Origin of the sequence: Maricurvus nonylphenolicus, assembly GCF_042854845.1 — a bacterium.
GTDB classification, from domain to species: Bacteria; Pseudomonadota; Gammaproteobacteria; order Pseudomonadales; family Cellvibrionaceae; genus Maricurvus; species Maricurvus nonylphenolicus.
Genome location: NZ_AP031498.1, coordinates 1,454,387 through 1,479,064, shown reverse-complemented (window position 1 = coordinate 1,479,064; position 24,678 = coordinate 1,454,387). Strand labels below are relative to the sequence as shown.

Here is a 24,678-nt window from a genome sequence, read left to right as displayed (position 1 = left end):
TCTTTAGTCGCCACAACCTACAAACTTATACCCAGCGCACCTGCATTTCACGTGTACTGGCGACCCTCTCGATTTCCGAGGCCGCAACATTCTCTACGCCGACTTTCAGCATGTCCTTGTCGCGATCAGAAAAGTACAGAAGGGCGCCAGCTACATGTCGGGGTTCACTGGCTATCACTGGTGATTGGCGGCAATCGATCACGCAAGACGTTCTTGGCAATCTTTTCCAGCGTGGAGCGCGGTAGCTCATCGACCACGTGCACACTCCGTACAACCTTGAAGTCCGGCAGGTTTTCGCGACAGTGCGCTATCAGCGTCTCCTCGAGTTGTGCGTGGGTCAGTTCTGAAGCGCCAGGGCCGGGAATAATGAAAACCACCGGAACTTCGTCCAGCATATAGTGTTCCTGCCCCACCACGGCACATTCATCGACAACTCCCGACAGCATAATCACGCTCTCGATTTCCGAGGCCGCAACATTCTCTACGCCGACTTTCAGCATGTCCTTGTCGCGATCAGAAAAGTACAGCCAGCCGTCTTTGTCAGACCGGATCAGGTCGCCTGTATCAAACCAGCCGTGCTCGTCGAAAGCGGACTCGTTGGCGTCTGGATTGCGGTAGTACTCCTTGAACAGGCTGACGCCCCTGACACCGCGGATGAAGAGATGCCCGGTCTCACCCAGCTCACAGAGAGATCCATCGGCGCGGCGCAGCTGAATATCGTAGTCCGGCGCCGCGCGACCTATGGTCATTTCGGGGCCGAGGTGATCCATATCCACCGTAATGCCGTGGGTGACCGTTTCAGTCATGCCCCACAAACCCAGTAACTTTACACCGAATACTTCTTCTATCTGACCTATCCGTGCACCCAGATTCCAGAAACGCATTTTGTGTTCGGGCACCGGTTGATCCATGATCGCCTTGATGGCGAAGGGGATCATGGAAGCCCAGGTTACCTGGTGATTGGTGGCAACCTGCCAGAAACGCGATGCCGAAAACTTGGGCTGTAGGATTAGCGTTCCCCCCGACCAATGGGTAGACAGCATGGAGTAAGACTGGGCATTGGTGTGAAACAACGGCAAGAACGCCATGGCAATGTCATCACTCCTCAGCCGATAGTGCTGGGCGCCGGTCTTACCACCCCAGATGCCATTGGCGTGTGTCCACAACACGGCCTTCGGTCTGGATGTGGTGCCGGAAGTGAACTGCACGCCGAGATTGAGACTGGCATCCACCGGGCGCAGTGAGATGGGCTCTTCTGCAAACAGATCGGCAAACGCCACCGCATCGAGCTCGGACTGCAAGTCAACACTGTCCTCACAGCGGACGCCAGCGTCATTGTCAGCAAGACCAAGGAAGCGAATCTGCGGGCAGGACTCACGAATCATTCGCGCATATTTTGGCTGGGTCAACGCGCAGACAGCCTCGGTGACCTCAGCGAAGTAGCTCATATCCCTGGCGACAGAGCGCGTGTTGGTGGATACGACAACCGCACCCAGGATCGCGCAGGCATACCAAGACAGGATGAACTCGGGCGAGTTGTCCATGTGCAAGAGGACGAATTCTCCCTCTTTTACTCCCCTGCTCTGTAGCCCCGCAGCCAGTCGTCGGGCTGCATCGAATAGCTCGGCATAGGTGAAGCTTTGTGTATCGCCTTCGAACGGGCACCAGACCAAACAGGTTTTATCCGGTGTCTTTTCAACCCACTGTTGCAGCATCCAGGGGATGTCCATGCCTGCCGCTGCCTCACGGTAGCTGTGATCGATCTGGTCTTTGAGTTTCATCAGATATAGCCCTCGTCTTTTTGACCTGAAATGGATCGTAGGAATCCAACAATACCAGATCTTGATTGATCAACCAAGTAACTATACGATGACTATCACCAAACCGTAGATTAACAATGCAGCTACGCACTCAGGGATCAGGGACTTTTGCCGTAGTAAACTAGATTAGCAAATATGAAGAAGATACAAGCAATAATCGTTGCCTTAACCCTAGTAACAGTAGGGTGCGGGCAAAGAACAGAGAATGGACAACCCCCAGCGACACCTTACCCCAATTCAGCCAGTAACCCCCTTTCCAGCTCTCCAAATATTCTGTTGATTGTCGCAGACGACCTTGGCTATACCGACCTGGGAAGCTACGGAAGTGAAATCAGTACTCCCAATCTTGATCGTATCGCCCAGGAGGGGACAAAATTCTCACAGTTTCATGTTGCTGCAGCATGCTCCCCAACTCGAGCAATGCTACTGACAGGTGTTGATAATCACATTGTTGGATTAGGGGCGTTCAACCCTGAAACTATCGGAAAGAATCAGAGGGGCATTGCAGGCTACGAAGCCCATTTGAACTTTCGTGCAGCTTCCATGGCCGAGATATTTATCGAAAACGGCTACCACACATACATCACGGGAAAGTGGCATCTAGGATATGAAGCTAACAGCACTCCCGTAGTGCACGGGTTCCAGCGCTCATTCGTACAGCTAGACGGAGGAGCAGGTCACTTTAATGAATTACCGGCAATACCGTTTAGGCGCCAGGCCAGCTTCAGGGAAGACGGGGTTCCTGTTAATCTGCCAGATGGATTCTATTCCAGTGATTTTTATGTCCACCAGATGATTAACTATATCAATGAGGATAGATCTACTGGAAAACCTTTCCTGGCCTACCTTGCATTTACAGCCCCCCACTGGCCACTTCAGGCCAAAGCTGAAACCATAAGAAAGTATCAGGACAAATACCTGGACGGATTTGAAAGACTTGCCCAACAACGGCAAAAGAAGCTTGTCGAACTAGACATCCTTGAAAATAGCGTCACTCCTGTTCCATATAACCAGGATATATTCCGCCGCTGGTCCACACTGAGTCATCAAGAAAAGGCATATGAAGCCAAAAGAATGGCAATTTATGCAGCCATGATCGATGACCTGGACTCTGCAACAGGAGTATTAATTCAGTATTTAAAAGACATTGGAGAGTTCGATAACACCCTTATAGTATTTCTATCCGATAATGGCGCTGAAGGCCACCAAGCCCAAGAGACTGAACCTCTAATTGAGCTAGCTACCGTTTTGGGCATCCCTTGTTGCGACAACAGCCACGAAAACATCGGGAATGCAGATTCATTTATAGGCCTGGGCCCTGAGTGGGCTCAAGCAAGTGTAGGGCCTCATCGAATATACAAGGGGTACCCAACCCAAGGAGGCATTATAGCGCCAGCCTTTATTCGCCCCCCTACGCAAGAGGGGCCTGAATGGTATAAGGGTTTTACATCCGTTAAGGATATCCTGCCAACGATGCTTGAATTTGCCGGCATAGATAACCACAACAACACCTTCAAAGGCAGAAGCGTTTTTCCAATAGAAGGTAAATCCATCATGCCGCTGCTTCAGGGCAAAGCAGACACAGTACACGCAAACAACATCAATATGGGTTGGCAGCTATTTACGAAGCATGCAGTTAGAGTAGGTGATTGGAAACTATTACGTTTACCCAGGCCCTATGGCAACAATGAGTGGGAGCTTTACTACCTGCCTTCCGATCCGGCAGAAACAAAGAACCTAGCTAAGCAGGAACCGGAACGGCTGAAAACACTCATTCAGCACTGGGAGAAATATCAACAACAATCCAACGTAATCATCCCTGAATTACCATGGTATATTAGATATTAGAGCTGCTACCCCTGAGGGAAGCAGCTCTAATATTTTAGACTAACACCCGTCTGAAGTAATTAGAACAATCCCATATCGGGCTCTAGAGCCATCAGATGTCGGCCAAACGTCTGCGTGGCAACATCCATATCTGAATACGCATGGCTAGCAGCCATATTTACATCACGCCACAGCTTTTGCATAAGGTTGTCATCAAACCAGGCACTACCTCCGCTAGCGGCGTAAAGGCGATTGACTGCTTCAACCGCTTGATTCGTAACATAAGTTTGACTCACTCTCCAGCTCGTACTGGTGGATTCATCTGGGAGTTTACGTTCATTACAGTGATTTGCGATTTCTTGCCAGTCTTGTTTCAGCCGGGTTTCTGCAGCCCGGACCTGAAGCACGGATTCGGCGAGTCGCATATAGGCCGGCGCATTATCAGACATATTGGCGCCAGTGTAAGCACGAACGCGTTTTGATGTCTTCTCCTTGTATAGGTTGATAAAAGATTTAGCCATACCAAGAGAGGCTATTGAAAAACCTAACCCAAAGTAATTAATGAAGTGAGCATGGAAGATATTTCCAGGATGTGAGCCAAAGCCTTTGGATTGACCTGCATTCAAAGCGACAGCAGTGTCGATACGGTGCTCAGGAACAAAGACCTCCTTCAATCTAAGTGTTTTACTACCCGTGCCTTTTAAGCCTGCAGTATGCCAGTCGTCTATGATCTCGTAGTCTGCCTTTGGCACGACTGCCATATGCGGTACTAGCATATTATTTAATTCAGGTACCTTGCGCTTAAAGCCGAGCATCGCCCAGTCCGCATGATCGCATCCACTAGACCAACCCCATGTCCCATCGAGTATAACGCCTCCCTCTTTTTCCTTACACTCCAGAATGGGAGCGACGGCGGAAGAAATGAGAGCATTTTCATCCTGCCCCCAAACGTCCTGTTGGACTTCTTCACTCATCAAGGCGAGCCCGTGGGCGTGTTGAGCATATAGACCTGCAATCCAGGCTGTAGACGAGCAATTTTCCGCAATTTCCATGAGTATGGGAGCGTATTCAGGCACTTCAAGTTCTAATCCATTGAACGCCTTAGGCTGCAGTGCACGCGTAAATCCTGTTGATTTAAGCAAAGCAATATTCTCAGGATCAACGCAGCGGTTTTTTTCGGTTTTTTCAACATTCTTAAGAAACGTGGGTAAAACCTCTTGAATATTTCGCTTGAGCAATTCGCCAGCAGTTTTGTTTTCTAGGTCAAAAGAACAGGTCTTGTCAGACATTTTGGATCTCCGATTACACTTACTTTGTTTTTGACGGCCTTGGTTGGCTGCGTACGACCCAAACATTATTCCAACTTGGTCGACCAATCAACTATGAGATTGATGTCGACTCGATCTGATTCTGGAGGGGTTTACTTTGAAAATCGCTACTCAGACGACAACGTATTCTCTGCATACTTTGGACAAATTGCACGAGCCGCAAGGGTTTGCAAGCAAGCAACCACTAGATAAAAAACCATCAACGACATCGTGATTTAGAGAAATTGGTTACCAGAGCACCCGTATTTGATTACAGCTTACTTGATCCAGATCAAGCGACTAACTTGGTCGACCAACCAAGTAGTTGATACAGTAAGACAAACACAAACAGCTCCGAACGGAGCAGGAGAACTTAGATGCAGTACATGATGGTTAGCGCCTCTCATTCCCCCATGTTGGACATGACTCCAGCAGACAGGGAGCGAACAAAGAACGTCAAGCTGGCGCTTGAGTCAACACGCAAGCGAATCGAAGATTTTGATCCTCAACTGGTCGTCCTATTTGGCGTAGACCACTACGGTGGGCACCAGATGGCGTGCATGCCAAGCTTTACTATTGGCGTAGAAGCCACGTCGCTTGCAGATGTTGGAGGCACACCTGGCCCGCTGAATGTTCCCCGTGATGTTGCTGTTTCTGCGGTGGAAGCCGTTAGAGATTCAGGCGTAGATGTTGCAGTTTCATACGCTATGGAAGTTGATCACGGGTTTTCTCAAGTTGCGATGACGACTCTGGGATCTCTCACCCGATACCCAATCTTGCCTGTATTCGTTTCCTGCATACAACCTCCCTTTGTACCCTACAAGCGAGCGAGGGCTCTTGGCGAAGCCATAGGGAAATTCACAAATAATTTGGAGGCTTACCAAAGAGTTCTGTTTTTAGGTTCCGGTGGGCTTACTCATGATCCAGCGCACCTCTACCCACCTATTGATGTCGTAAGCGATGAGTGGAAACCCTACATCCTGCACGGAAAGTCTCAATCGGAAGTACCACAGCAGAAATGGATCGACTACGAAATTGAAGCGCATGAACATGGACTTCCAATCCTATTAGACGAAAGCATTACAGAAAGTGACTTGGGCCTCGTTGACCATTGGGATAAAAAATTTCTAGAAACCTATTGCAGCGGTGACATGTCGGCATTTGACAGCTGGGATCCTAAAGAGGTCATGGCGGAAGCTGGCATTGGTGCAGTCGAAACTCTTAGTTGGGTCGCCGCGAGATCGGCAATCTGCAGCGTATCCGATTGCGTTCCTCGTGAATCTTTTTACCAACTAACCAGGGAGGTGGGGGTTGGTTTCGGGATAGTGGAAGCCAGAAGCTAGTGTGGTGAATCGACAGAGGTTACCTTTAGCGGGGTAAGAAACGCATGAGGTAACCCCTGTTCATTCTACCAAGAAAAGTAATAAATTTACTGGTTTTCTTCCCAGTTAGGAACTTCACCAAAAACTTGATTGACAATTCTCGACTTATACTTCCAAACACCATCAACTTTTACATACTCATCATTGTAATCCATGATGATAAGAGGATTAGCAGGATGCGGCCCCTCTCCGTCAGCTGCAAATAATGTCAAATGGCATGTTCCAACCATTCTGCTTTCACTCTCTTCGTGAATAGCAACGGGAGAAAAAATATGACGTGATAAACGGTGCCCTCTGGCTGTGCGCATATCATAAAACGCTTTTATTTCTTCACGTCCCTTAGCGCCATTATCTTCAAATCCGTAGTAACCGTCCTCGGTAAACAGTTCAGGAACGCCAACACCATCACGGTGATCAATCAGCCAAGAGAACTTAGCATTCAACTTGAGAATTTCTTCGTAATTACTAGCCATTACATTATGCTCCTTATCATCTTCAAGCCAAAACCATTAACTTGAGATGGTATGTTTATAGAGATCAACGCAAGATTTTTTTGGATTTAAAAAATCAGATTTATGCGTCTTTTCTTTAGTTTTTATCGCCAACTGCATGCAGCCAAGATATCGATGTACTCTCCGGCCAATAATAAACTTGCTTGACCGACCAATCAAGAGGTGTAGAATAGGCCCATACTCCTTTGAGCGGATTGCTGGCTTAATAGGGGTATGCAATAAGGGAAAAGAGCGCCATAGGGCCAACCTATGGCGCTCTACCTCTCTATAAATGCAGATAAAGATCTTAGCTACAGCTTACAGTCAATAAGAGGCCAATAGATGGATAACATAAATGATACTTTTTTCACTGTACGAGTACTTTTAACTATTGCCACACTTGGCTGCAGTGTTATACCAATGTTTGCTGATTTTAATAAAACTCATGCTACTAACCCTCTGTGGACAGGGCACGCCCGCTACCATGTAGTTTGGCAGTGTATCTCTTACGGCTGGCTAGGTATATTTTCCCTCTTTCTACTCTGGTTTTATGAGTCTGAGTCTGTCTTACCCCTGTATATCAGCGCATTCATCTGCGCATCAATCTATGGCGGATTCTTCATGGCATTAATGGTTAAAAACCTTTACGGAGGCAAAACTTACGATGAGAATGGCTACCTCCCCATAGAATTTAACATTGGCGGTAAAACCTTATATATAAATCAAAACATTACTGCATTTTCTATAATGGTTGCTGTTTTAACCGTTGCTGTATATATGCTTTTCTAAGCAAGAGGGTCACGGAAGTTATCGATAATCTTTTAAGATGATTCCTATTTCCCACCCCTTAACGTCGAATTGGTGCAACGGGTACAGCAGTTCTCTGCTATACCCGTTATCCCTCTCTCTGCACCAGCTTTGGAGGTGGGGTTTCTATCCCTCCTCCTTTTTTTCGACATTTAGCCAAGCCCCCCCCAACAACCATCATGATGAAGAACCTCCTCACAAGACTTACTAATATCTTTAATGCTGCCTATACAGGGCAATAACGACAACATTCAGCGATGGAAAAAGCTATGACTACCGGACTGCAACTATTCTCTACAATGGGATCTAATGAAACCCTAAAATTGTCCTTAGATAAAATAGATATCCCTGCTCCCAAATCAGAAGAGATCGTTATTCGTATTGAGGCATCTCCCATTAACCCAACGGACCTGGCAAGTATGTTCGGACCTGCGGACTTAACAACCTTAAGAAATGAGCAAGGCGAAGACAGCACTGAATTACTCGCAGACATTCCTTCCAAATTAATGAGAATGGTTAAGTCTCGTATAGACAGTCCACTTGCTACAGGCTCCGAAGGTGCTGGAGTTGTCATTGAAGCAGGTGATTCACCTGAAGCTCAAGCGTTAATAGGCAAGGTTGTCAGTGTGGCCACTGGCGGTCACCACGGTCAATATTGCTGCGTAGATTACTCTCTGGTTAACCCAATGCCAGAAGGTATCACTCCAGAACAAGCGGCTTCAGCATTTGTTAACCCTATGACAGCTTTAGGCCTTGTAGAGACAATGCATAGAGAAGGTCATAAAGCACTCGTGAACACGGCAGCGGCTTCTAACTTGGGTATCATGCTAAACCGTATCTGTCAGGCAGATAGTATTGATATCGTCAATATTGTTCGTAAGCCAGAACAAGAAGAGATCCTCAAAGAGATTGGCGCTCAATATATCGTTAACTCTTCTTCAGAAACCTTCAGAAAAGACTTATTCAAAGCACTCGCTGAAACCGGCGCCACCATTGCGTTCGATGCTATTGGTGGCGGTAAATTAGGCTATGAGATTCTGGCGTGCATGGAGCAGGTTGCGGCATCCCAAATGACCTCATACAACCATTATGGTTCTTCCGTTAAAAAACAACTCTATACCTATGGCCGACTGGATCTAAGACCAACGGTAATTAACGCAGGTTTAGGCTTTGCCTGGAATGTAGGCGGCTGGCTACTGTTCAACTTCCTGGCAGATACGGATAGCGAAACCATCCAACGAATGTACAAACGAGTAGCCGATGAAATCACGACAACGTTTGCCAGTCACTATGCAAAGAAAATATCTTTAGAGGATGCTATTAGCGTAAACGTTGTTGCCGAATATGGTCGTATGGCAACGGGTGAGAAGTACCTGATTCTGCCCCATTCTCAAAAAATACGATCCTCTCAAGTACAAAACTGCCTGAAATAAGGCAGTAACTCGAGAGGAATTAACGTACACAGCAGAACATCCCCTTTTCCTGATCACAAATCATTTCAAAAACCAACAAAAGCTAAGGTCATCATGATTAAGAGAATTGCCTTTAGTGGCAGAATGATGCCTTTTGGGGGAAGGTACGGACTAAACTATCTTTTTAACCGTGTGCTTTCCATCATCATAGTGAGATGAGTATACTGCATAATTTTTGCTACGATGCTCAAAGGGGAAGTTATCCATTGCGTCTGCAACCTGGGGAAAAGCCACGTTTTCGATAGGAATAGGGTCATCAAGGTCGAAGAACTTAACCTCCATCGCTTCTTCTGTTGTGTGGTATTCAGGCGAAGTTAACTCCCCCCGATAGACCAAATACACTTCGTTAATAGCCGGTAGTGAACCCACTATGTACAGCTTTAAAGACTGCACGTCTATTCTCGCTCCAGTCTCCTCATAAAGCTCTCTTGCCGCTGCTTCTTCAGGGGTTTCTCCACACTCCATAAAGCCTGTAGGAACAGACCAGAGCCCTTTAGCTGGCTCTATTCCTCTTTTTATCAGCAAGAGCTTGTCCTGCCAGGTTGCTATACAGGCCACCAGTATCTTAGGGTTCTGATAAGCAATATAACCACAACGCTTACACACATACCGTTCATATGTATCCCCATCAGGGCACTCTACATCCATAGGGCTTGCGCATTGGAAACAGTATTTGGTTGAAGCAATGGGCATAGTACTCATAGTAGTTCCATGGATGACATCTGATTAACGGTTGTACGAGAATGAAATTTATAGCCGATATTGTCTAATTGTAGACGGGAAGAGATCGATTCTCTAGAAGGGATAGTAACTAACTGTAACTCTGCAGAGGCATAGTTGTTTAGACATCCTTGTCATAAACATAGCTAAAGTTATGAACCCGCCAAACACATAACTCGCATTATGGGCCTAGAGGGTCATAACTTAACAAACGTAGATTACCCTCTTGATTTAGAAGCGGTAATCCGCGTTAAGCGTGATGGTTCGAGGAGCATCTGCAATACCCCAGTAGGCGCCATCTCGCAAGGTAACGCCGCCACCGAAAGAAGTTGTTCTCTTATCGGTAATATTACGGCCCACCAGGTTTACACTCCAATTGTCATCGGCGGAGTCATAGCCAATCGACAAGTCAGCCTTGGTAAATGAGTCTTGAGCAGCGTAGTCATCATTCTGGATTGCCACGAAGAATTCATCACTATAGAAAACATCACCACGAACCCGAATGGTACCCATACCGTCAAGAGGATACGAATAGATGAAGTAGGCACTACCACTCCACTCTGGCGCATTAGGTAATTTATCACCCTTCGCATTTCGAGAATTTGTAGCCATATCACAATCAGCCTCAAGACTCAGGCCTGGGGAACATGGCGCACCGACGAAATCATCGTATGTCGCATCAACAAATGACAGGGCACCTCCAAGCTCCAAATTGGAGGTCGCGGCAAAACGCACGTCAGCTTCCAGACCCTCAGAGGTCGCTGCACCAGCATTGTTTACGACCAAGCTATTGGTCGTCGAATCCAAGACACTGACTTGCTGATCAGTATACTCCGTTGTAAACAGAGCCACATTCAGCTGCATGCGGCGATCGAAGAAGTAAGTCTTCAATCCCAGCTCGTAACCTTCAGCTTCCTCAGAATCAAAGCTGATGTTACTTACATTTGTTGCTACAGCGTTAAAACCGCCAGCTTTAGTAGCCTTAGTATAAGATAAGTACACCGCCGTATCAGGGGTCATGTCCCACTGCATTGACAGACTAGGATCTACACCTTCTTCGTGTATTTTAGTGTCTTCAAGCTCATCATAAGTAAATGATGATACACCGAATAGTCCCGCAGCAAAGGCATTTTCAGCTGGGTTGCTGGTGTCAAAAAAGCCAAGCTGGACACTGTGATCATCAAGCGACTTGTTTTCATATGAATAACGCAGACCCGCGTTCACACGAAATACATCACTTACATTCCACGTCACCTGACCAAAGGCTGCGTATGCCTCAACACTTTGCTGAAACTCTCGATTGGTTTGATAATCCCATGTTGTAGGCACCAATCCACCTCCGGTCAGACTTGGTGCACCAATCTGCTGAACGTTTGGCACTTTGATTTCCTGATCAACAAAGTACAAACCGACTACATAATCGAATGTTTCACCGCCAGGGGAAACCAGTCTTAACTCTTGAGTGAATTGCTCAAAATTTTCTTCCTCATCTTGAGTGAAGAACTCAAATGGCGCAGGAGGGAAAGAGAAGTTGGAGTGACTTTCGAACTCAGAGTAGGTACTAATGGATGTAACCATACCGATTGGCAGATCCCAATCCAGCTGCAAGGTAAATGCATCACTATCAACAGTGCGCTCGTCCTCTTTGTTTGAAACGACCACCCCTGTGCCATCGGCATTGACTTCCACATGACGGGCAGATGCGGCAACACCATTATCAATAGTATCGAACCCTGGCTGGCGAGTTGTGAAATCATCAATGATTAGAAAAGGGGTACCTGCTACGGTTGCGCCAGGTTGGATTCCAGTCGTACCATAACTGGTACCGGTTACTTTCTTCTCAGCGTGCTCATACTTCGCAAAAACACTGAAATCATCGTTCACATCCCATACAGCACTTAAACGAATGGTATCGATTTCGGATTCATTTTGATCCTTTCTGCCCTTCAAAGCAGTACTGCCATCGGAACTTTGACGAGGTAGCGTATCTAACCAACCACCCACTTTATTGGTAGAGGCTACAAGGCGGGCTTTAAAAGAGTCAGTAATCGGACCAGAGACAATCGCCTCTACGCCCTGTCCGTCATTTTCAAACTCATAGTTACCACGAATAACGGCTTCGAATTCATCAGTTGGGCGACGAGTAGAAATTACAACGGCACCCGCGACACTGTTTTTACCCTGCAAAACACCTTGAGGGCCACGCAGGACTTCAACTCTCTCCAGATCCAAGAATGGACTATTCGCCTGTTTGCCACGACTAACATACAAGCCATCAATATACATACCCACCGATTGCTCAAAGCCTAGGTTTGCACCACCGGTAGTAACACCACGAACATTTACAACACTAAAATTCGGGGACGTCTGCAGGGAAACGCTAGGAATAGAATCCACAAGCCCAGACATGTCAAAGATACCTTGATCCTCTAGAGAATCACCTGTGACAGCAGCGATGGAAATAGGTACATCAGTTAGACCTTCAGCACGTTTTTGCGCCGTAACAACAATCTCTTCCAGCATCGGCTGTGCAAAACCCACGGTAGATGTCATTAACCCTAAGGCACCTAACAACGCAGTTTTACTTGCTACAGAGTTCAACATAATCGCTCTCCAACGTAATAGTTTTATTATTGATTTATTTTAATAATTATTCTGCTCGGCAAATACACCGAGCAGAACACGCTTCTTACACGGATACTACTACCAAGAAAACTAGCCCTTCTTGATCTCCGCGTATTTTCCTCGACAGAAAAGTAACGGTTGCTTATCTTCCGTTACAAATCTCTCAACCTCTCCAACGATGATTAAATGATCACCACCCTCGTACTCATGACGCGTTACACACTCAAAGCGCGATACACACCCTGGCAGCATAGGTATGCCATGATCATTTTTGTCATATTCGACTTCCGAGAAATCTCCAGCCCCGGATCCAGCAAACTTATTGGAAATATCGATCTGATCTTCAGCTAACACATGAACGACGAATTTCCCTGTTTCTCTGAATGCAGGTAATGAGGATCGCTCATAGCCGATAGACCAGAGAATCAACGGGGGATCCAAAGATACAGAGTTAAAGCTGGAAGCCGTCATAGCGATAGGGTTACCTTCACGATCGGTCGTGGTGATAACTGTCACGCCCGTAGGAAAGGAACCTAATGCATTTCTAAATTCAGTAATATCAATAGAAGCCATTTCAGTTATACCTCTTCAGTAAGAAGACTAATCTTCTACAACAACTGGGTTGACTAAGGTACCTAAGCCTTCAATCTCAATGCTCACCTTTGCACCATTAGACTCGTTGAGATCCCAGTGACCTAGCGACGCAAAGCTGCTATTTTCAGCTGGCTTCGCTGCAGTCCCGCAATGGATAATATCCCCCGTTTCCAGGGTGCAATAACGTGAGGCATGCGCAATCACCTTCTCAACAGAGAAGGTCAAATTAGCCGTTGAGTCCACGAAGGTAGGCTCTTCGTTTTGATATGAACGAACAGTCAGATTATTCGGATCGCTAATCTCATCGGCGGTAACCAACCAAGGCCCCATAGGTGCAAACGTATCGCAACCTTTAGAACGCGCGTGATAGGTCAGATACATTCTGCGTGCATGATCAGCATCGCGAATCTCTCGCCAACCCATTGACTTTTCGTAACGAGCTTCAAAATCAGAACCTTCTGGAACAATAATCTCAATACTATCTTCCGCTTTTAATCCATGAGAGGTCACATCATTGATAACGCTGTAACCAAAAACATGATCTAAAGCATCTTCTTCTTTAATGTTTTTGCCACCCTTACCAATGATCACCGCCAATTCTGGCTCTGGATTGGTGATGCCAAATTCCTTTCTTAGAACAATGGGTTGGTTTTGGCCAGTTAAAGCGGTTGCCGCTGAAAAGAAAAAGGCCGGGGTTGCAGAAGGCCTATGAGAGAGCGCCTGAAATATCTGATTGTTTATCGCGACCCCCATAATCTTTCCTGGACGTGGGATAGGGGCCAGCATGGTTAGAAGAGCAGGATCTTTCTTGTAATCCTGAGAAAAGTCTTCCGCCATCAGCGAATCTAAAGAGATATCACCACTGACAACTTCTTCCATAAAATCGGCTAATGTAGCAGGGGCTTTCGCTCCCAATACAAGCCTCAGGTCGGCAATTTGGCCATCCGATGTTTCAAAGCCGTAAGACTTCTGCCCTTCCGAAACAAAACTACAAAATTTCATAACTAACCTATTAGATTCAATAAATTTCAGACTGAACTAATTAGAACAAGTCCATGTCAGGCTCAATATCCATCAAATGACGACCATATGTTTGTTTGGCAACATCAAGGTCTGAGTAGGCATGGGAACCCGCCATGTTTACATCACGCCACAGCTTTTGCATACGATTGTTATCGAACCATGCACTACCACCACTGCCCGTGTACAAACGATTCACAGCTTCGATAGCTTGGTTAGTCACATAGGTTTGGCTTGCACGCCAGCTGGTGCTCATTGACTCATCAGGTAGTCTTAGCTCATTACAATGCTGAGCCATCTCACTCCAATCTTGCGCCAGTCGCGCTTCAGCAGCTCGCACCTGAAGCACAGACTCAGCCAGTCGCATATAGGCTGGAGCGCTATCAGCAGCCTTTGCACCGGTATACGCACGTACACGCTTAGACTGCTTCTCTTTGTAAAGTTTGATGAAAGCTTTCGCGGTACCCAGAGCTGTTATGGAGAAACCTAATGCAAAGTAGCTAGCGAAGGGGGAGTGGAAGATCTTACCGGGATGAGAGCCAAAACCTTTTGATTGGCCTGTAGCCAGTTCAATGTAACCATCAATACGGTGCTCTGGCACAAAAACATTTTTAAGTTTCAGAGTCTTACTACCGGTACCCTTCAGGCCAGCCGTGTGCCAGTCATCAATGATTTCATAGTCAGTTTTAGGTACGCATGCCATGTGTGGGAGCATCATATTATCCAGCTCTGGAACCGCACGCTTGAAGCCAAGCTGAGCCCAGTCGGCATGGTCACAACCACTTGACCAGCTCCAGGTACCGTCCAGTATAACGCCGCCATCTACGGGCTTAGCTTCAAGAATTGGCGCAACTGAAGAAGAAACTAAAACGCTGGTATCTTTACCCCAGATCTCTTGCTGAAGCTCTTCACTCATTAACGCAATCATATGAGAATGCTGGGCTAATAGACCTGCAACCCAAGCCGTTGATGAACAATTTTCTGCAATCTCCATCAAAATAGGGCCATAGCTTGGTGCATCAATTTCTAAACCACCAAAGGCTTTAGGCTGAAGTGCACGCGTAAACCCAGCGGCTTTCAGCAGCTCAATGTTTTCCTCAGCGACAGAACGATTTGCATCGGTCTTTTCAGCGTTTTTGGCAATGATAGGCAAAATCTCACGAACTCTTTGCTTCAATGCCTCTCCAGCCTTTTGAGCTTCTTGGTTAGACGGAGCTAAGTCAGACATAGTAAACCTCTTAATGATATTGGGACTCGATAGCCAAAGAACGCTATTAGCTATCCTATGGTTATCAACCTTATTCTAACTTGGTCGACCATTCAAGTAATTTTTATATGCTATACCCATCAGATTTCAGCACAAAAAGCACAAATCAGACGTAAATCGCCCTGTAACCCGCGCTTTTACTGGGGGTTTAGGTCCTAATATTGAATTTGAATAAGAGTTGGCCGAGATTAATTGAGAATGCATATACCAAAAGCGAAGACCACAAACAGGGGCTAAGAATTGAAGGCGATTAAGCTTCTTGACCTAATGAATTGGTTTATTATGGATTCAAGCCATGGCTAGCTGGCTTTGCCTGGAATCTAGGCGGCTGGCTACTGTTCCACTTCCTGGCAGACACGGATAGCGAAACCATCCGACGTATGTACAAACGAGTAGCCGATGAAATCACGACAACGTTTGCCAGTCACTATGCAAAGAAAATATCTTTAGAGGATGCTATTAGCGTAAACGTTGTTGCCGACTATGGTGCCGACTATGTTGCCGAATATGGTGGTATGTACCTTTATAGGCATAGCGGTTATTACTTGATGCTACGCCTTACCGGTGGTAGTTCTATATTCGTCAGGGTCTTGGGGAGGCCTCTACTATCAAACAGTTTAATCGCACGTAATGTCGTTGGTGAAAGACGTTCTGGCTGGTTATCCACAATATCGAAATAGCTTTTCGTAAACTGATCAGCCAGTAATTCGGCGGCCTCCCCGAATCCTTCAACAGAAAAACATAGCACAGCACTCCTGTAGCCTACATGTTCCCTGGCCTCCATTTTAATTTGAAAAACCTCTGATAAATGCTCAACAACTAGAGGCGAGCTAAATATTGAGTTAACTCTTTTCGCCTTTAGCGATCTAAAAATAAGCACTGAGTTCTTAAAGAATTGGATATTAAGCTTTTCAAATTCTGGTGGATTATCAAGATGATTGGCGCTCTGCGCACCAATTTTTAGTTGGTCCCAGGGAATATTAGGAGAGCGGTGCGGGCTTGATGCTTCTAAATACAAACCAAATGGCACTGTAACTAAAGGTTGGCTACACGCTAACGATTCAAGAACAACACCAGGATTGATCAATACGATACCAGCATCAATTGATTTATTGCGCAGCATGCTTACCACTCTGGCAGGAGGGACAATGTTAAATACTGCTTTTTTGTCAAGTGCTTCCATCGTCGTTTTAACAATGTCAATAACAATGCCTGTTGATTCTCCCGTATCATCAGACGCCCATGGAAGGCTAGCAATGGCAACGCCCACCCTCAACTCATCCGGTACGCTTGTGCTTGAAGAGGCATGCCCCACCATTGCAGTACCGAGAAATACAATCAATAGTGTTAAATTCAGCCGTACTGCTCTATTCATAGCATTCTTTTACCTAGCAGGCTGTTGATTAGACGCGTACATTTCTACAGCTAAGGGACTGGTCAGCTAAGGGAGAACCAGGCTTTGTATTTGATTGGCTTTCTGTTCCTTCAATGATTTCTAGTATAGATAACGTTGAGAATATTAGTGGCGGCCGTGCCCCTTTGACGTGTGCCAGCCATGACTATTTTATTAGAGGAGGCCGATACGTGGCTTTTATAGAATGTTTGGTTATAAAAAGTGCATTAAGCTAGCTCCAATTTCGTTTATGCACTTTTCACCTTTTGTGCGCGATTCTTACATCCATGAATCTCAATCCTTTAACAGAGGCCTAAGATCTTCTAATTTATCAAACAGATGCCAGATATAATTGCTTGTTCCGTTTTCTCTATGTGGGTGTAAATCAGAAAGTTGAGGATCGTTACGGTAGCTATCGAATGCCTCTTTTGACTCCCACTCCACCAGTATTAGTACAGTTCGCGGTGAAATACCCCCTTGAACAGATTCCCGAAATTTACCTAGCGACAGGACTCGCCCTCCATGCGACTGTACCTCTTTTACCGAGCGGCGTGAGTACTCGAGGTATTCGTCTTTACTGGAAATGTCAAATAGGTTTAATGCATATACGGCCATAGTATTCCTTGATCATGCTGTTCATTTTTTCCGGACGGTTCATATGAATGCGGGCAACGCCTTTATTCACTTCGATATTAAAACAAATCGCCATCTCAAAATCTCCCAATAAAAAATCTGAAGTTGGAAAAATCAGTACAACTCGTGCTTTAATAACGGATCTGCTCTGCTCCAAATAGTGTGCTTATTTCGTTGCTTGACATAACTATATTAATCCTTGGCTGGTCGATCAACCATTTTTATTGAGCAGACCATCCAAATAGACGAACAATTATGATTCTCTATAACCATATGGCCATCTTCGCTGAGGTTGTTTCCAAGGGGAGCTTTACCCAGGCCGCCGAGAGCCTGGGCATGCCCAAATCCACGGTCAGCTTAAAAGTGACGCAGCTGGAGGAGCAGCTGGGTGTCAAGTTGCTGCAACGCACCACCCGGCAGATCGCGCTGACAGAGCAAGGGGCGTCTTTTTTCAGGCACAGCCAACTGATGTTGCAGCATGCCACGAGCGCCATTGAGGATGCCCAGGGAAAGCAGGCTGAACCCTGGGGTAAGCTGAAGATCAGCGCACCTGCCGCCATCATTGCTGACAACGACCTACTTGCGGAGGTTATACACCGCTACATTCAGCGCTACCCTCTGGTCAACATTGAGCTTGTCACCTCCAATGCCTGGGTGGATCTGATTAAAGAGGGGTTTGATGTGGCGCTGCGAGCTGGCCCACTGCAGGATTCCATGCTCATCGCCCGCGAGCTGATAACCATTAACCGCTATCTGATGGCCAGCCCTGAGTACCTCGCCCGTCACGGCACGCCTCAATCCCTGCAGGAGCTGATGTCTCACCAGTGTCTGGTTTCCAAATACACACCCGAATGGAAATTTGTTTCGGCAAAAGGCCTGCGCACGGTACCACTCACCAAAACCGTGGAAGCCAATGACCTGACACTGATCAAACAGCTCGTTATAAAGGGGGTCGGAATCGCCATCGTTCACGACTCCCAGCTGGAAGATGAAATCGAAACCGGGCAGTTAATAAAGCTGCCGGCGTGTTTCACCCTGCAACCGCGCAACCTCAGCCTGGTGTACCCAAGCCGGGAATTGCAGAGTGTTAACCTGCGGCGTTTTATTGAAGTGGTGCTGGAGGTTTATCAACGCTAGTGTTTTACGGCAAAAAGGGGAAGGAAGGATTAAAATAAAACCCCTCCGTCCCCTTTTCTTTTGCTGATCCGATTACCCCGGCGAAGTTTCGCCAGGGTATTTTCTAAAGCAGAACCCAAGCTTATTAAACAGCCCCTTTGGCTTTCAGCTCAGCAATCGTCGCCTCATCCAAACCTGCAGCACACAACAACTCATCGGTATCAGCACCCGCAATCGGAGGTACACCGACAGCAGGTTTGCTACGGCTGAACTGGGGCAAAGCATACGTCGGTCCCCTCTAACAGTTCACACCATTGATCACGGGTTTTACTGCTACGGCCACAGTCTAGAGTCGGCTGCATTAACGGATTCTTTCATCCCAGCCCGCATCCAGTGCGGCCATTCGCGCAATACACTGGCTCTGCTTACCCACTTGCGAACCCTGTTGAGCTCAACCTACCGAGTTCAACAGGGGATAACGGCTGATCAAATCATTGCGATTTACACGGCAACACTCGACAAGGACAACCTCGCTTTGATCGCAGCTACCGGGATCATTCAGTGCCCCACACGCAATTGCCCGAGAAAATCCATTTTACCCAGTTCAACGCCGTGCATACGCAACACGTCGTAGGCCGTGGTGGCATGAAACATCAGGTTGGGAATCGAGAATGACATGGAAAAATTCTCGCAGAGAAAAGGTATTTCTACGCTGCCCATTTTAAAGAGCATGGGTTTGCCCTCAAGGGCATTAATCTCTTGCGCATCGATAGCTTTAAGCTGCTCCAGCGTCTCGGCAATAAACGCCTGAAACTCTACATACCCCATCCTCGGCAGTGAGGGCGGTGGCTGAAACAGACCCGCTTGCATACCCTGCACAGAGCCCAGCGAGTGATGCCGAACCCCATTCAATTGAAAGTGGAACGGCAACATGTCCTCTTTAAGACGGTAGCCGAGCAACTCATCGGCGGCGGCCTCACCCAATTGATCCAGTCCTTTTTGCAGCACGCCCACCATTGATCCAACAATCTGTATCGATGTGGCGACACTGACATCATAAAGCGATATAGCCATTATTTATTCCTCATTTGTTGGCTGATTGAATACTTGCAATGGACGTCATGGAGGCCCCCCCGCGTGCGACTAGTCGCTTGCGCTCCTCGCTCCACTGGTCCACTTCCTCGGACGGCACACCGTATTTCAAGCCTCGGTCGACGCCAGGACGGGCACGCACCCTCTCCAACCAAGCCACTACATTGTGATGGTCGGTGATGTCTATCTTGCACCACTTCCAAGCACGCGCCCAGGGATAGACGGCAATATCGGCGATGGTAAACTGATCACCGCAGATATAGTCCTGGCCCTCAAGCTGTTTATTCAAAACCCGCAATAACCGCTGGGCTTCGCTGTTAAAACGCAAGAGTGGATGGCTCTTCTGCTCGGCCGGCACATCCTCCATATAGCGGGTATAGCTCAGCTTGTGGCCAAACGTAGGGCCCAAACCCGCCGCCTGCCATGTCAACCATTGAATGACCTGCCAGCGCATATCGCCGTCGGGCAGCAGTGGCGATGGGTACTTTTCCCCAAGGTATTGCAAGATGGCACAGCTCTCCATCAGTCGAATGTCGCCATGCACCAGTCCGGGAATTTTCTGATTGGGACTGACGGCGGTAAATTCATCGGAAAACTGATCGCCATCCATCAGGTTCACGATTTTCAGTTCTACTTCCGGCAAATTAACACCGGCCTCTTTCAATTCTTCCAGCATAATGCCGACTTTCCAGCCATTCGGCGAAGCTGCCGACCACAGCTCAATCTTTGCATCAATTGTATGAGTGTTATTCATGTCGTTTACTCTTGGTGTTAGCAGGTTGTGTGTATTTTCGGGATCTTTACGCCATATCAAAAGCGGTGGGCCGCGACCTTGTCCATAATCTGCCCGCGAAAGCTCTGTTTTGTCTCTGCGAAAGTGCGGCCATCCAATTTCGCCAGTTCCCGGGCTTTCTCTTCGGCCGTGGTCAACAAGACCTCCGGTTCGACCACCTGATCAATAAACCCCACTTCACTGGCCGTGGCGGGATTGTGTGGCTGGGAAAAGAGTACCGTTTGGGTTATGGCCGTGTTGGCCAGCCGAGCGCGAGCCAGCTCTACACCAAATCCAGGCAGCGGCATACCACCGGCCACTTCATTCAACATAATTGTGCACTCTGTATTTGCGCTCAATCGATAGTCGGCAGCTAATAACAATAGCGCGCCGGCACCAATTGCGTGACCACTGCTGGCAACGATCACCGGTAGCGGGAACAAAAAGATACGCAGCAGCATCTCTCCGCCGGCCTTAGCCATGCGAGTGGCTGCTTCGGGATCAGAGCCAATCACTCGTAAATCAAAACCGGCACAGGTTATTGCCTCGCGACCACTGATAATCAGGACCTTCGCTTCTTGCTCGGCTCGATCCAAGGCTTCATTGATGGCCGCTATCATGTCCAGACTCAGGGCATTGGCCTTGCCGTCGTCCAGGGTCAGGGTGGCTACCCCCTCTTCCAGGCTGTATGTCACCAGGTTGCTCATTACAGGCTCCTTTTCGTCTACGGTTAGTTGTCTGCTGTTTGATTTATGACAGTTAAATCCAGAACTTCTTGATCATGCTGTTTATTTTTCCGGACGCTTCATATGGATGCGAGCAACGCCTTTATTCACTTCGACATTAAAACAAGTCGGCATCTCAAAATCGTCCCTATAAAAAATCTGAAGTTGAAATACACAGCACAATTCGTGCTTTAAAAACGGATCTGCTCTGCTCCAAATAGTGTGCTTATTTCGTTGCTTGACATAACTATACTCAGCCTTGGTTGGTCGATCAACCACTACCAATTGAACAGACTATCCAAATAGACGAACAATTATGATTCTCCATAACCATATGGCCATCTTCGCTGAGGTTGTTTCCAAGGGGAGCTTTACCCAGGCCGCCGAGAGCCTGGGCATGCCCAAATCCACGGTCAGCTTAAAGGTGACGCAGCTGGAGGATGAAATCGAAACAGGGCAGTTAATAAAGCTGCCGGCGTGTTTCACCCTGCAGCCGCGTAACCTCAGCCTGGTGCACCCAAGCCGGGAATTGCAGAGTGTTAACCTGCGGCGTTTTATTGACGTGGTACTGGAGGTTTATCAAGATGACCGGCTTGTATTGTTCGATGATTTGATCTTCGATGGTTTCAAAGCCTGCCAGGCCTTCGGCTAAATCAGTACCGGAGGTAAAACCTTTACCTCCTGCACGCAGTACAACAACGCGCACATCGTCGTTCGTTTCTGACGCGTCCACAGCCGCCTTTAATTCCTGACGCATTTCCTGGGTAATTTTTATGGCGCGTTTTACTTCGTAATTATTGCGTTTAGTTGCTCGCCAACACAGCGGGTAATCTCTCCAGGAGGTACGACTTTCATTACGCTTTGCTTTTACTCAACTCCAGGCCTAAATCCGGGATCCCCCGAAATGTATCAAAGTTGGCTGTAGCCCGCGCCACCGGTAACAACGGCAACCTTTCCTGAAATATCCATGTTTTTTATCTACCTCTATTTACTGTGTGAAAATCTCTGCGTAAGAGCCCGCTCCGAGGGCGAAGGGTTTGGTATATAGCCCAACTTCTTGTCGCGGTCAGAGCCTTCAGCGAAATAAAAGCCCGCTCCTACAGTGAGATTGTTTAAATTGATTCAAACGTTTACAGACCACTCGGTACTTCGTTAAAGGGAATTCCCTTATCCACGCGAATTTCTGCAGGCAAGCCCAGCACGCGCTCCGAGATAATATTGCGCAGGATCTCATCGGTCCCGCCTTCCAGTCGGTTACCAATGGTGCGGAAGAAGTCGTAATTTCCCCAGCCCATAGCATCGTCTTCAGCCAGTACACCTGCCATATCGAGAATGTCCAGTGACATGGCAGCCAGGTCTTGTCGCCCTACACCTAGCACCAGTTTGCTAACTGAGGCTTCCGGACCGGGTACACCACCCTTAGACAGGGTTGAGAGCTGGCGCAAACGGATGTTTTTCAGACCAGCAGACTTAACATACCAATCGGCAATGCTCTGGCGTACGCCACTGTCATCAATGGCGCGGCCTTCACCCAGCGGAGTATTGCGGGCAACGTCCAGTATCTCTTCAACGTTATAGGAGAATGCGCCGCCTACCGCCACACGCTCATTCATCAAGGTGGTCATGGCCACGTTCCAGCCTTTACCCACGGCGTCCAGGCGTTGGCTGTCGGGAATACGTACATCCGTCAGGAAAACTTCATTAAACTCGGACTCGCCGGAGGCCTGTTTAATAGGTCGAACTTCTACACCCGGGCTCTTCATGTCAACCACAAAGTACGTCAAGCCTTTGTGCTTGGCGACAGTCGGATCGGTACGCACCACCAGAATCGCCCAATCGGAAAAATGTGCAAATGTGGTCCAGACTTTTTGACCATTGATAATCCAGTCATCACCGTCTTTCACCGCCTTGGTTTTAATACCGGCCAGATCCGAGCCTGCGGCAGGCTCACTGAACAGCTGACACCAGAGCCTTTCACCATTGGCAATGGTAGGCAGGAATTTCTTGCACTGCTCTTCGGTGCCGTGAGTCATGATCGTCGGCACTGCCATGCCCATAGTGACGCCGTATATACCCGCCAAAGGCGTTACCTTTGCCTCTTCCTGCGCGAAGATGGTGGCTTCCATCAGGGAGACTTCACGGCCGCCAAGGGCTTTGGGCCAGGTCAGGCAACCCCAGCCGCCCTCAAACTTGCGCTTTTGCCAGGCTTTGGCTAATTCACCGGCCTCAGGTTCAGCCCAACTGAGATTCGACTCAAAAGTATACTCTTCTTTAAATTCGGTAATATTCTCTTCCAGCCACTGTCGGGCTTGCTGACGAAATTCAGCTTCTTGTTTGGTATCGTTAAAATCCATGGTTGTTACCCCACCTTATCAATTCTATGTCAGTTCTATGCAAATGCTGTCTGTGCAATGCATGTTGATCAAGCTGCTGTCGAGGCATCCAGGTGCGTAACGACACGCTCTTTCCAGCGGCGCTCGCCGCCAATAGCCAGGCTCAATACCTTGGCGCGACGATAGAACAGGTGGGCATCCAGCTCCCAGGTAAAACCCGAGCCGCCGTGTGTCTGGATATTTTCTTTTGAGCAGTGGCAGTAAGCCTGGCTGGCACTGACCCTTGCGGTGGCCGCTGCCAGAGGTAATTCTTCTGAATTGGTTGATAAGGCCCAGGCGGCGTAATAGCAGTTAGCCTTGCACAATTCGAGTGAGGCAAACATGTCGGCCAGTTTGTGTTTAATGGCCTGGAATGAACCGATCTGGCGACCAAAGGCAAAACGCTCCTTGGCGTACTCTACCGCCATTTCCAGTGCGCGCTCTGCACCGCCCAATTGTTCAAAGGCAAACAGAACCGCAGCGCGATCCAGTAGTTGATCGATTAACTTTTCGCCTTCACCCAGCAACTCAACCGCTACATCCGTAAAAGTGATCTCGGCCTGCGGGCGACTTTCGTCAATGCTGGTGACGGCTTTTCTTTCAACGCCTGGGTTAGACAAGTCTGCCAGGTACAAACCGAGCTGTCCGGATTCCCCTTTGGCAACCACAACCGCCACATCAGCAATCATGCCATCCATGACCGGGGTTTTCTTAGCGTTCAACTTGCCGTTGCTCACCTGAGCTTGTAACAGGTTGTAGGAGGGGCTGCCCGCACCTTCGGACAAGGCCAGGGTACCAATGGCTTCGCCATGGGACAGCTTGGGCAACCACTGCTGTTTTTGCTCTTCAGAGCCTGCCAGCAGCACGGCTTGCGCCGCCAAATAAATGCTGGGGCCAAAAGGCACAGGGGCAAGCGCGCGACCCAACTCCTCAGCAATAACGCAGAGTTCCATTTCACTCAAACCTAGGCCACTGTAATCTTCAGGCGTGGCGGCTGAGGTCCAACCCATCTCAACGGTGCCCTGCCATAATTTGGCGTCGTGATTCAAATCACTTTCAAGAACCTTGCGTACCGCTTCAGTGGAACTGTGCTCAGCTAAATACGCCCGCGCTTGTTCGCGCAGCATATTTTGCTCTTCAGAAAATTCAAAATTCATATCAATACCTTTGTATGTAGGAGACTACTTAATTCAGGCGTTTCTAATCAGGAGCTATTAACCCTTCCGCCCCCTTTTCTCTTATT

24 protein-coding genes and 1 pseudogene are annotated in these 24,678 nt (G+C 47.8%); 6 read left to right on the top strand and 19 right to left on the bottom strand.

The window, feature by feature from the left end; all coding sequences use genetic code 11:
• Positions 1-25 precede the first annotated feature (25 nt).
• Together ACGHZ6_RS06220 and ACGHZ6_RS06215 are read right to left on the bottom strand one after the other, a co-directional pair.
• Positions 26-202 (bottom strand): hypothetical protein, encoded by a 177-nt coding sequence (locus ACGHZ6_RS06220; protein ID WP_390617948.1) that lies wholly within the window; start codon positions 200-202, stop codon positions 26-28.
• Complete coding sequence (locus ACGHZ6_RS06215) at positions 165-1,781, bottom strand: AMP-binding protein (protein WP_390617947.1); 1,617 nt, start codon at positions 1,779-1,781, stop codon at positions 165-167. The genes ACGHZ6_RS06220 and ACGHZ6_RS06215 overlap by 38 nt, the downstream gene beginning before the upstream one ends.
• 174 nt (positions 1,782-1,955) lie before the next feature.
• On the opposite strand from ACGHZ6_RS06215, the gene ACGHZ6_RS06210 reads away from it, so the two are divergent.
• A complete protein-coding gene (locus ACGHZ6_RS06210) occupies positions 1,956-3,668 on the top strand; it encodes an arylsulfatase (protein WP_390617946.1) in 1,713 nt (570 codons plus the stop codon).
• 59 nt (positions 3,669-3,727) lie between these two features.
• Here ACGHZ6_RS06210 and ACGHZ6_RS06205 read toward each other — a convergent pair whose 3' ends face one another.
• Positions 3,728-4,936, bottom strand: a complete 1,209-nt coding sequence (locus ACGHZ6_RS06205; protein WP_390617945.1) for a hypothetical protein — start codon at positions 4,934-4,936, stop codon at positions 3,728-3,730.
• 395 nt (positions 4,937-5,331) lie between these two features.
• Here ACGHZ6_RS06205 and ACGHZ6_RS06200 point away from each other — a divergent pair, with 395 nt between their 5' ends.
• Complete coding sequence (locus ACGHZ6_RS06200; RefSeq protein ID WP_390617944.1) at positions 5,332-6,297, top strand: hypothetical protein; 966 nt, start codon at positions 5,332-5,334, stop codon at positions 6,295-6,297.
• An 86-nt stretch (positions 6,298-6,383) separates the two neighbouring features.
• Here the strand turns inward: ACGHZ6_RS06200 and ACGHZ6_RS06195 are convergent, their stop codons facing one another.
• Positions 6,384-6,809: a nuclear transport factor 2 family protein gene (locus ACGHZ6_RS06195; protein WP_390617943.1), complete on the bottom strand. Its 426-nt coding sequence runs from the start codon at positions 6,807-6,809 to the stop codon at positions 6,384-6,386.
• A 360-nt stretch (positions 6,810-7,169) separates the two neighbouring features.
• Between ACGHZ6_RS06195 and ACGHZ6_RS06190 the strand changes: the two genes are divergently transcribed.
• On the top strand, positions 7,170-7,616 hold the full coding sequence (locus tag ACGHZ6_RS06190) for a hypothetical protein (protein WP_390617942.1): 447 nt from the start codon (positions 7,170-7,172) through the stop codon (positions 7,614-7,616).
• A gap of 287 nt (positions 7,617-7,903) precedes the next feature.
• The gene (locus ACGHZ6_RS06185; RefSeq protein ID WP_390617941.1) at positions 7,904-9,067 is read left to right on the top strand and encodes a zinc-binding dehydrogenase; all 1,164 of its coding nucleotides are present in this window, start codon (positions 7,904-7,906) and stop codon (positions 9,065-9,067) included.
• Between the two features lie 150 nt (positions 9,068-9,217).
• Here the strand turns inward: ACGHZ6_RS06185 and ACGHZ6_RS06180 are convergent, their stop codons facing one another.
• The 8 genes from ACGHZ6_RS06180 to ACGHZ6_RS06145 all read right to left on the bottom strand — a co-directional run bounded on the left by ACGHZ6_RS06180 (position 9,218) and on the right by ACGHZ6_RS06145 (position 17,434).
• Positions 9,218-9,808 carry an NUDIX domain-containing protein gene (locus ACGHZ6_RS06180; protein WP_390617940.1) on the bottom strand — a complete coding sequence of 197 codons (591 nt, stop codon included), beginning with the start codon at positions 9,806-9,808 and terminating at the stop codon, positions 9,218-9,220.
• 249 nt (positions 9,809-10,057) lie between these two features.
• Entirely contained in the window at positions 10,058-12,430 is a 2,373-nt protein-coding gene (locus ACGHZ6_RS06175; protein WP_390617939.1) for a TonB-dependent receptor, read from the bottom strand.
• Positions 12,431-12,541: 111 nt separating this feature from the next.
• Complete coding sequence (locus tag ACGHZ6_RS06170) at positions 12,542-13,024, bottom strand: flavin reductase family protein (RefSeq protein ID WP_390617938.1); 483 nt, start codon at positions 13,022-13,024, stop codon at positions 12,542-12,544.
• A 27-nt stretch (positions 13,025-13,051) separates the two neighbouring features.
• Complete coding sequence (locus ACGHZ6_RS06165) at positions 13,052-14,047, bottom strand: fumarylacetoacetate hydrolase family protein (protein ID WP_390617937.1); 996 nt, start codon at positions 14,045-14,047, stop codon at positions 13,052-13,054.
• A gap of 40 nt (positions 14,048-14,087) precedes the next feature.
• Positions 14,088-15,293, bottom strand: coding sequence for an acyl-CoA dehydrogenase family protein (locus ACGHZ6_RS06160; protein WP_390617936.1), 1,206 nt, complete (start codon positions 15,291-15,293; stop codon positions 14,088-14,090).
• A gap of 580 nt (positions 15,294-15,873) precedes the next feature.
• Positions 15,874-16,707, bottom strand: a complete 834-nt coding sequence (locus ACGHZ6_RS06155; protein ID WP_390617935.1) for a hypothetical protein — start codon at positions 16,705-16,707, stop codon at positions 15,874-15,876.
• 312 nt (positions 16,708-17,019) lie between these two features.
• Complete coding sequence (locus tag ACGHZ6_RS06150) at positions 17,020-17,340, bottom strand: DUF1330 domain-containing protein (protein WP_390617934.1); 321 nt, start codon at positions 17,338-17,340, stop codon at positions 17,020-17,022.
• Entirely contained in the window at positions 17,312-17,434 is a 123-nt protein-coding gene (locus ACGHZ6_RS06145) for a hypothetical protein (RefSeq protein WP_390617933.1), read from the bottom strand. Before ACGHZ6_RS06145 ends, ACGHZ6_RS06150 begins: the two co-directional genes overlap by 29 nt.
• Before the next feature lie 179 nt (positions 17,435-17,613).
• Between ACGHZ6_RS06145 and ACGHZ6_RS06140 the strand changes: the two genes are divergently transcribed.
• Positions 17,614-18,495 (top strand): LysR family transcriptional regulator, encoded by an 882-nt coding sequence (locus ACGHZ6_RS06140; protein WP_390617932.1) that lies wholly within the window; start codon positions 17,614-17,616, stop codon positions 18,493-18,495.
• 124 nt (positions 18,496-18,619) lie between these two features.
• On the opposite strand, the gene ACGHZ6_RS06135 is transcribed toward ACGHZ6_RS06140, so the two are convergent.
• The 4 genes from ACGHZ6_RS06135 to ACGHZ6_RS06120 all read right to left on the bottom strand — a co-directional run bounded on the left by ACGHZ6_RS06135 (position 18,620) and on the right by ACGHZ6_RS06120 (position 21,045).
• On the bottom strand, positions 18,620-18,754 hold the full coding sequence (locus ACGHZ6_RS06135) for a hypothetical protein (protein ID WP_390617931.1): 135 nt from the start codon (positions 18,752-18,754) through the stop codon (positions 18,620-18,622).
• A gap of 278 nt (positions 18,755-19,032) precedes the next feature.
• Entirely contained in the window at positions 19,033-19,548 is a 516-nt protein-coding gene (locus tag ACGHZ6_RS06130) for a DUF1993 family protein (RefSeq protein ID WP_390617930.1), read from the bottom strand.
• Positions 19,549-19,558: 10 nt separating this feature from the next.
• Positions 19,559-20,320 (bottom strand): glutathione S-transferase family protein, encoded by a 762-nt coding sequence (locus ACGHZ6_RS06125; RefSeq protein WP_390617929.1) that lies wholly within the window; start codon positions 20,318-20,320, stop codon positions 19,559-19,561.
• A gap of 56 nt (positions 20,321-20,376) precedes the next feature.
• Entirely contained in the window at positions 20,377-21,045 is a 669-nt protein-coding gene (locus tag ACGHZ6_RS06120) for a crotonase/enoyl-CoA hydratase family protein (RefSeq protein ID WP_390617928.1), read from the bottom strand.
• A 334-nt stretch (positions 21,046-21,379) separates the two neighbouring features.
• Here ACGHZ6_RS06120 and ACGHZ6_RS06115 point away from each other — a divergent pair, with 334 nt between their 5' ends.
• The gene (locus ACGHZ6_RS06115; RefSeq protein ID WP_390617927.1) at positions 21,380-21,715 is read left to right on the top strand and encodes a LysR family transcriptional regulator; all 336 of its coding nucleotides are present in this window, start codon (positions 21,380-21,382) and stop codon (positions 21,713-21,715) included.
• Positions 21,716-21,748: 33 nt separating this feature from the next.
• On the opposite strand, the pseudogene ACGHZ6_RS06110 reads toward ACGHZ6_RS06115, so the two are convergent.
• The 3 genes and pseudogenes from ACGHZ6_RS06110 to ACGHZ6_RS06100 form a co-directional block, all read right to left on the bottom strand.
• Positions 21,749-21,820: pseudogene (locus tag ACGHZ6_RS06110) on the bottom strand (hypothetical protein); the annotation flags it as partial.
• A 373-nt stretch (positions 21,821-22,193) separates the two neighbouring features.
• A complete protein-coding gene (locus ACGHZ6_RS06105) occupies positions 22,194-23,417 on the bottom strand; it encodes an acyl-CoA dehydrogenase family protein (RefSeq protein WP_390617926.1) in 1,224 nt (407 codons plus the stop codon).
• Positions 23,418-23,485: 68 nt separating this feature from the next.
• Positions 23,486-24,592, bottom strand: a complete 1,107-nt coding sequence (locus tag ACGHZ6_RS06100) for an acyl-CoA dehydrogenase family protein (RefSeq protein WP_390617925.1) — start codon at positions 24,590-24,592, stop codon at positions 23,486-23,488.
• Between the last annotated feature and the right edge of the window lie 86 nt (positions 24,593-24,678).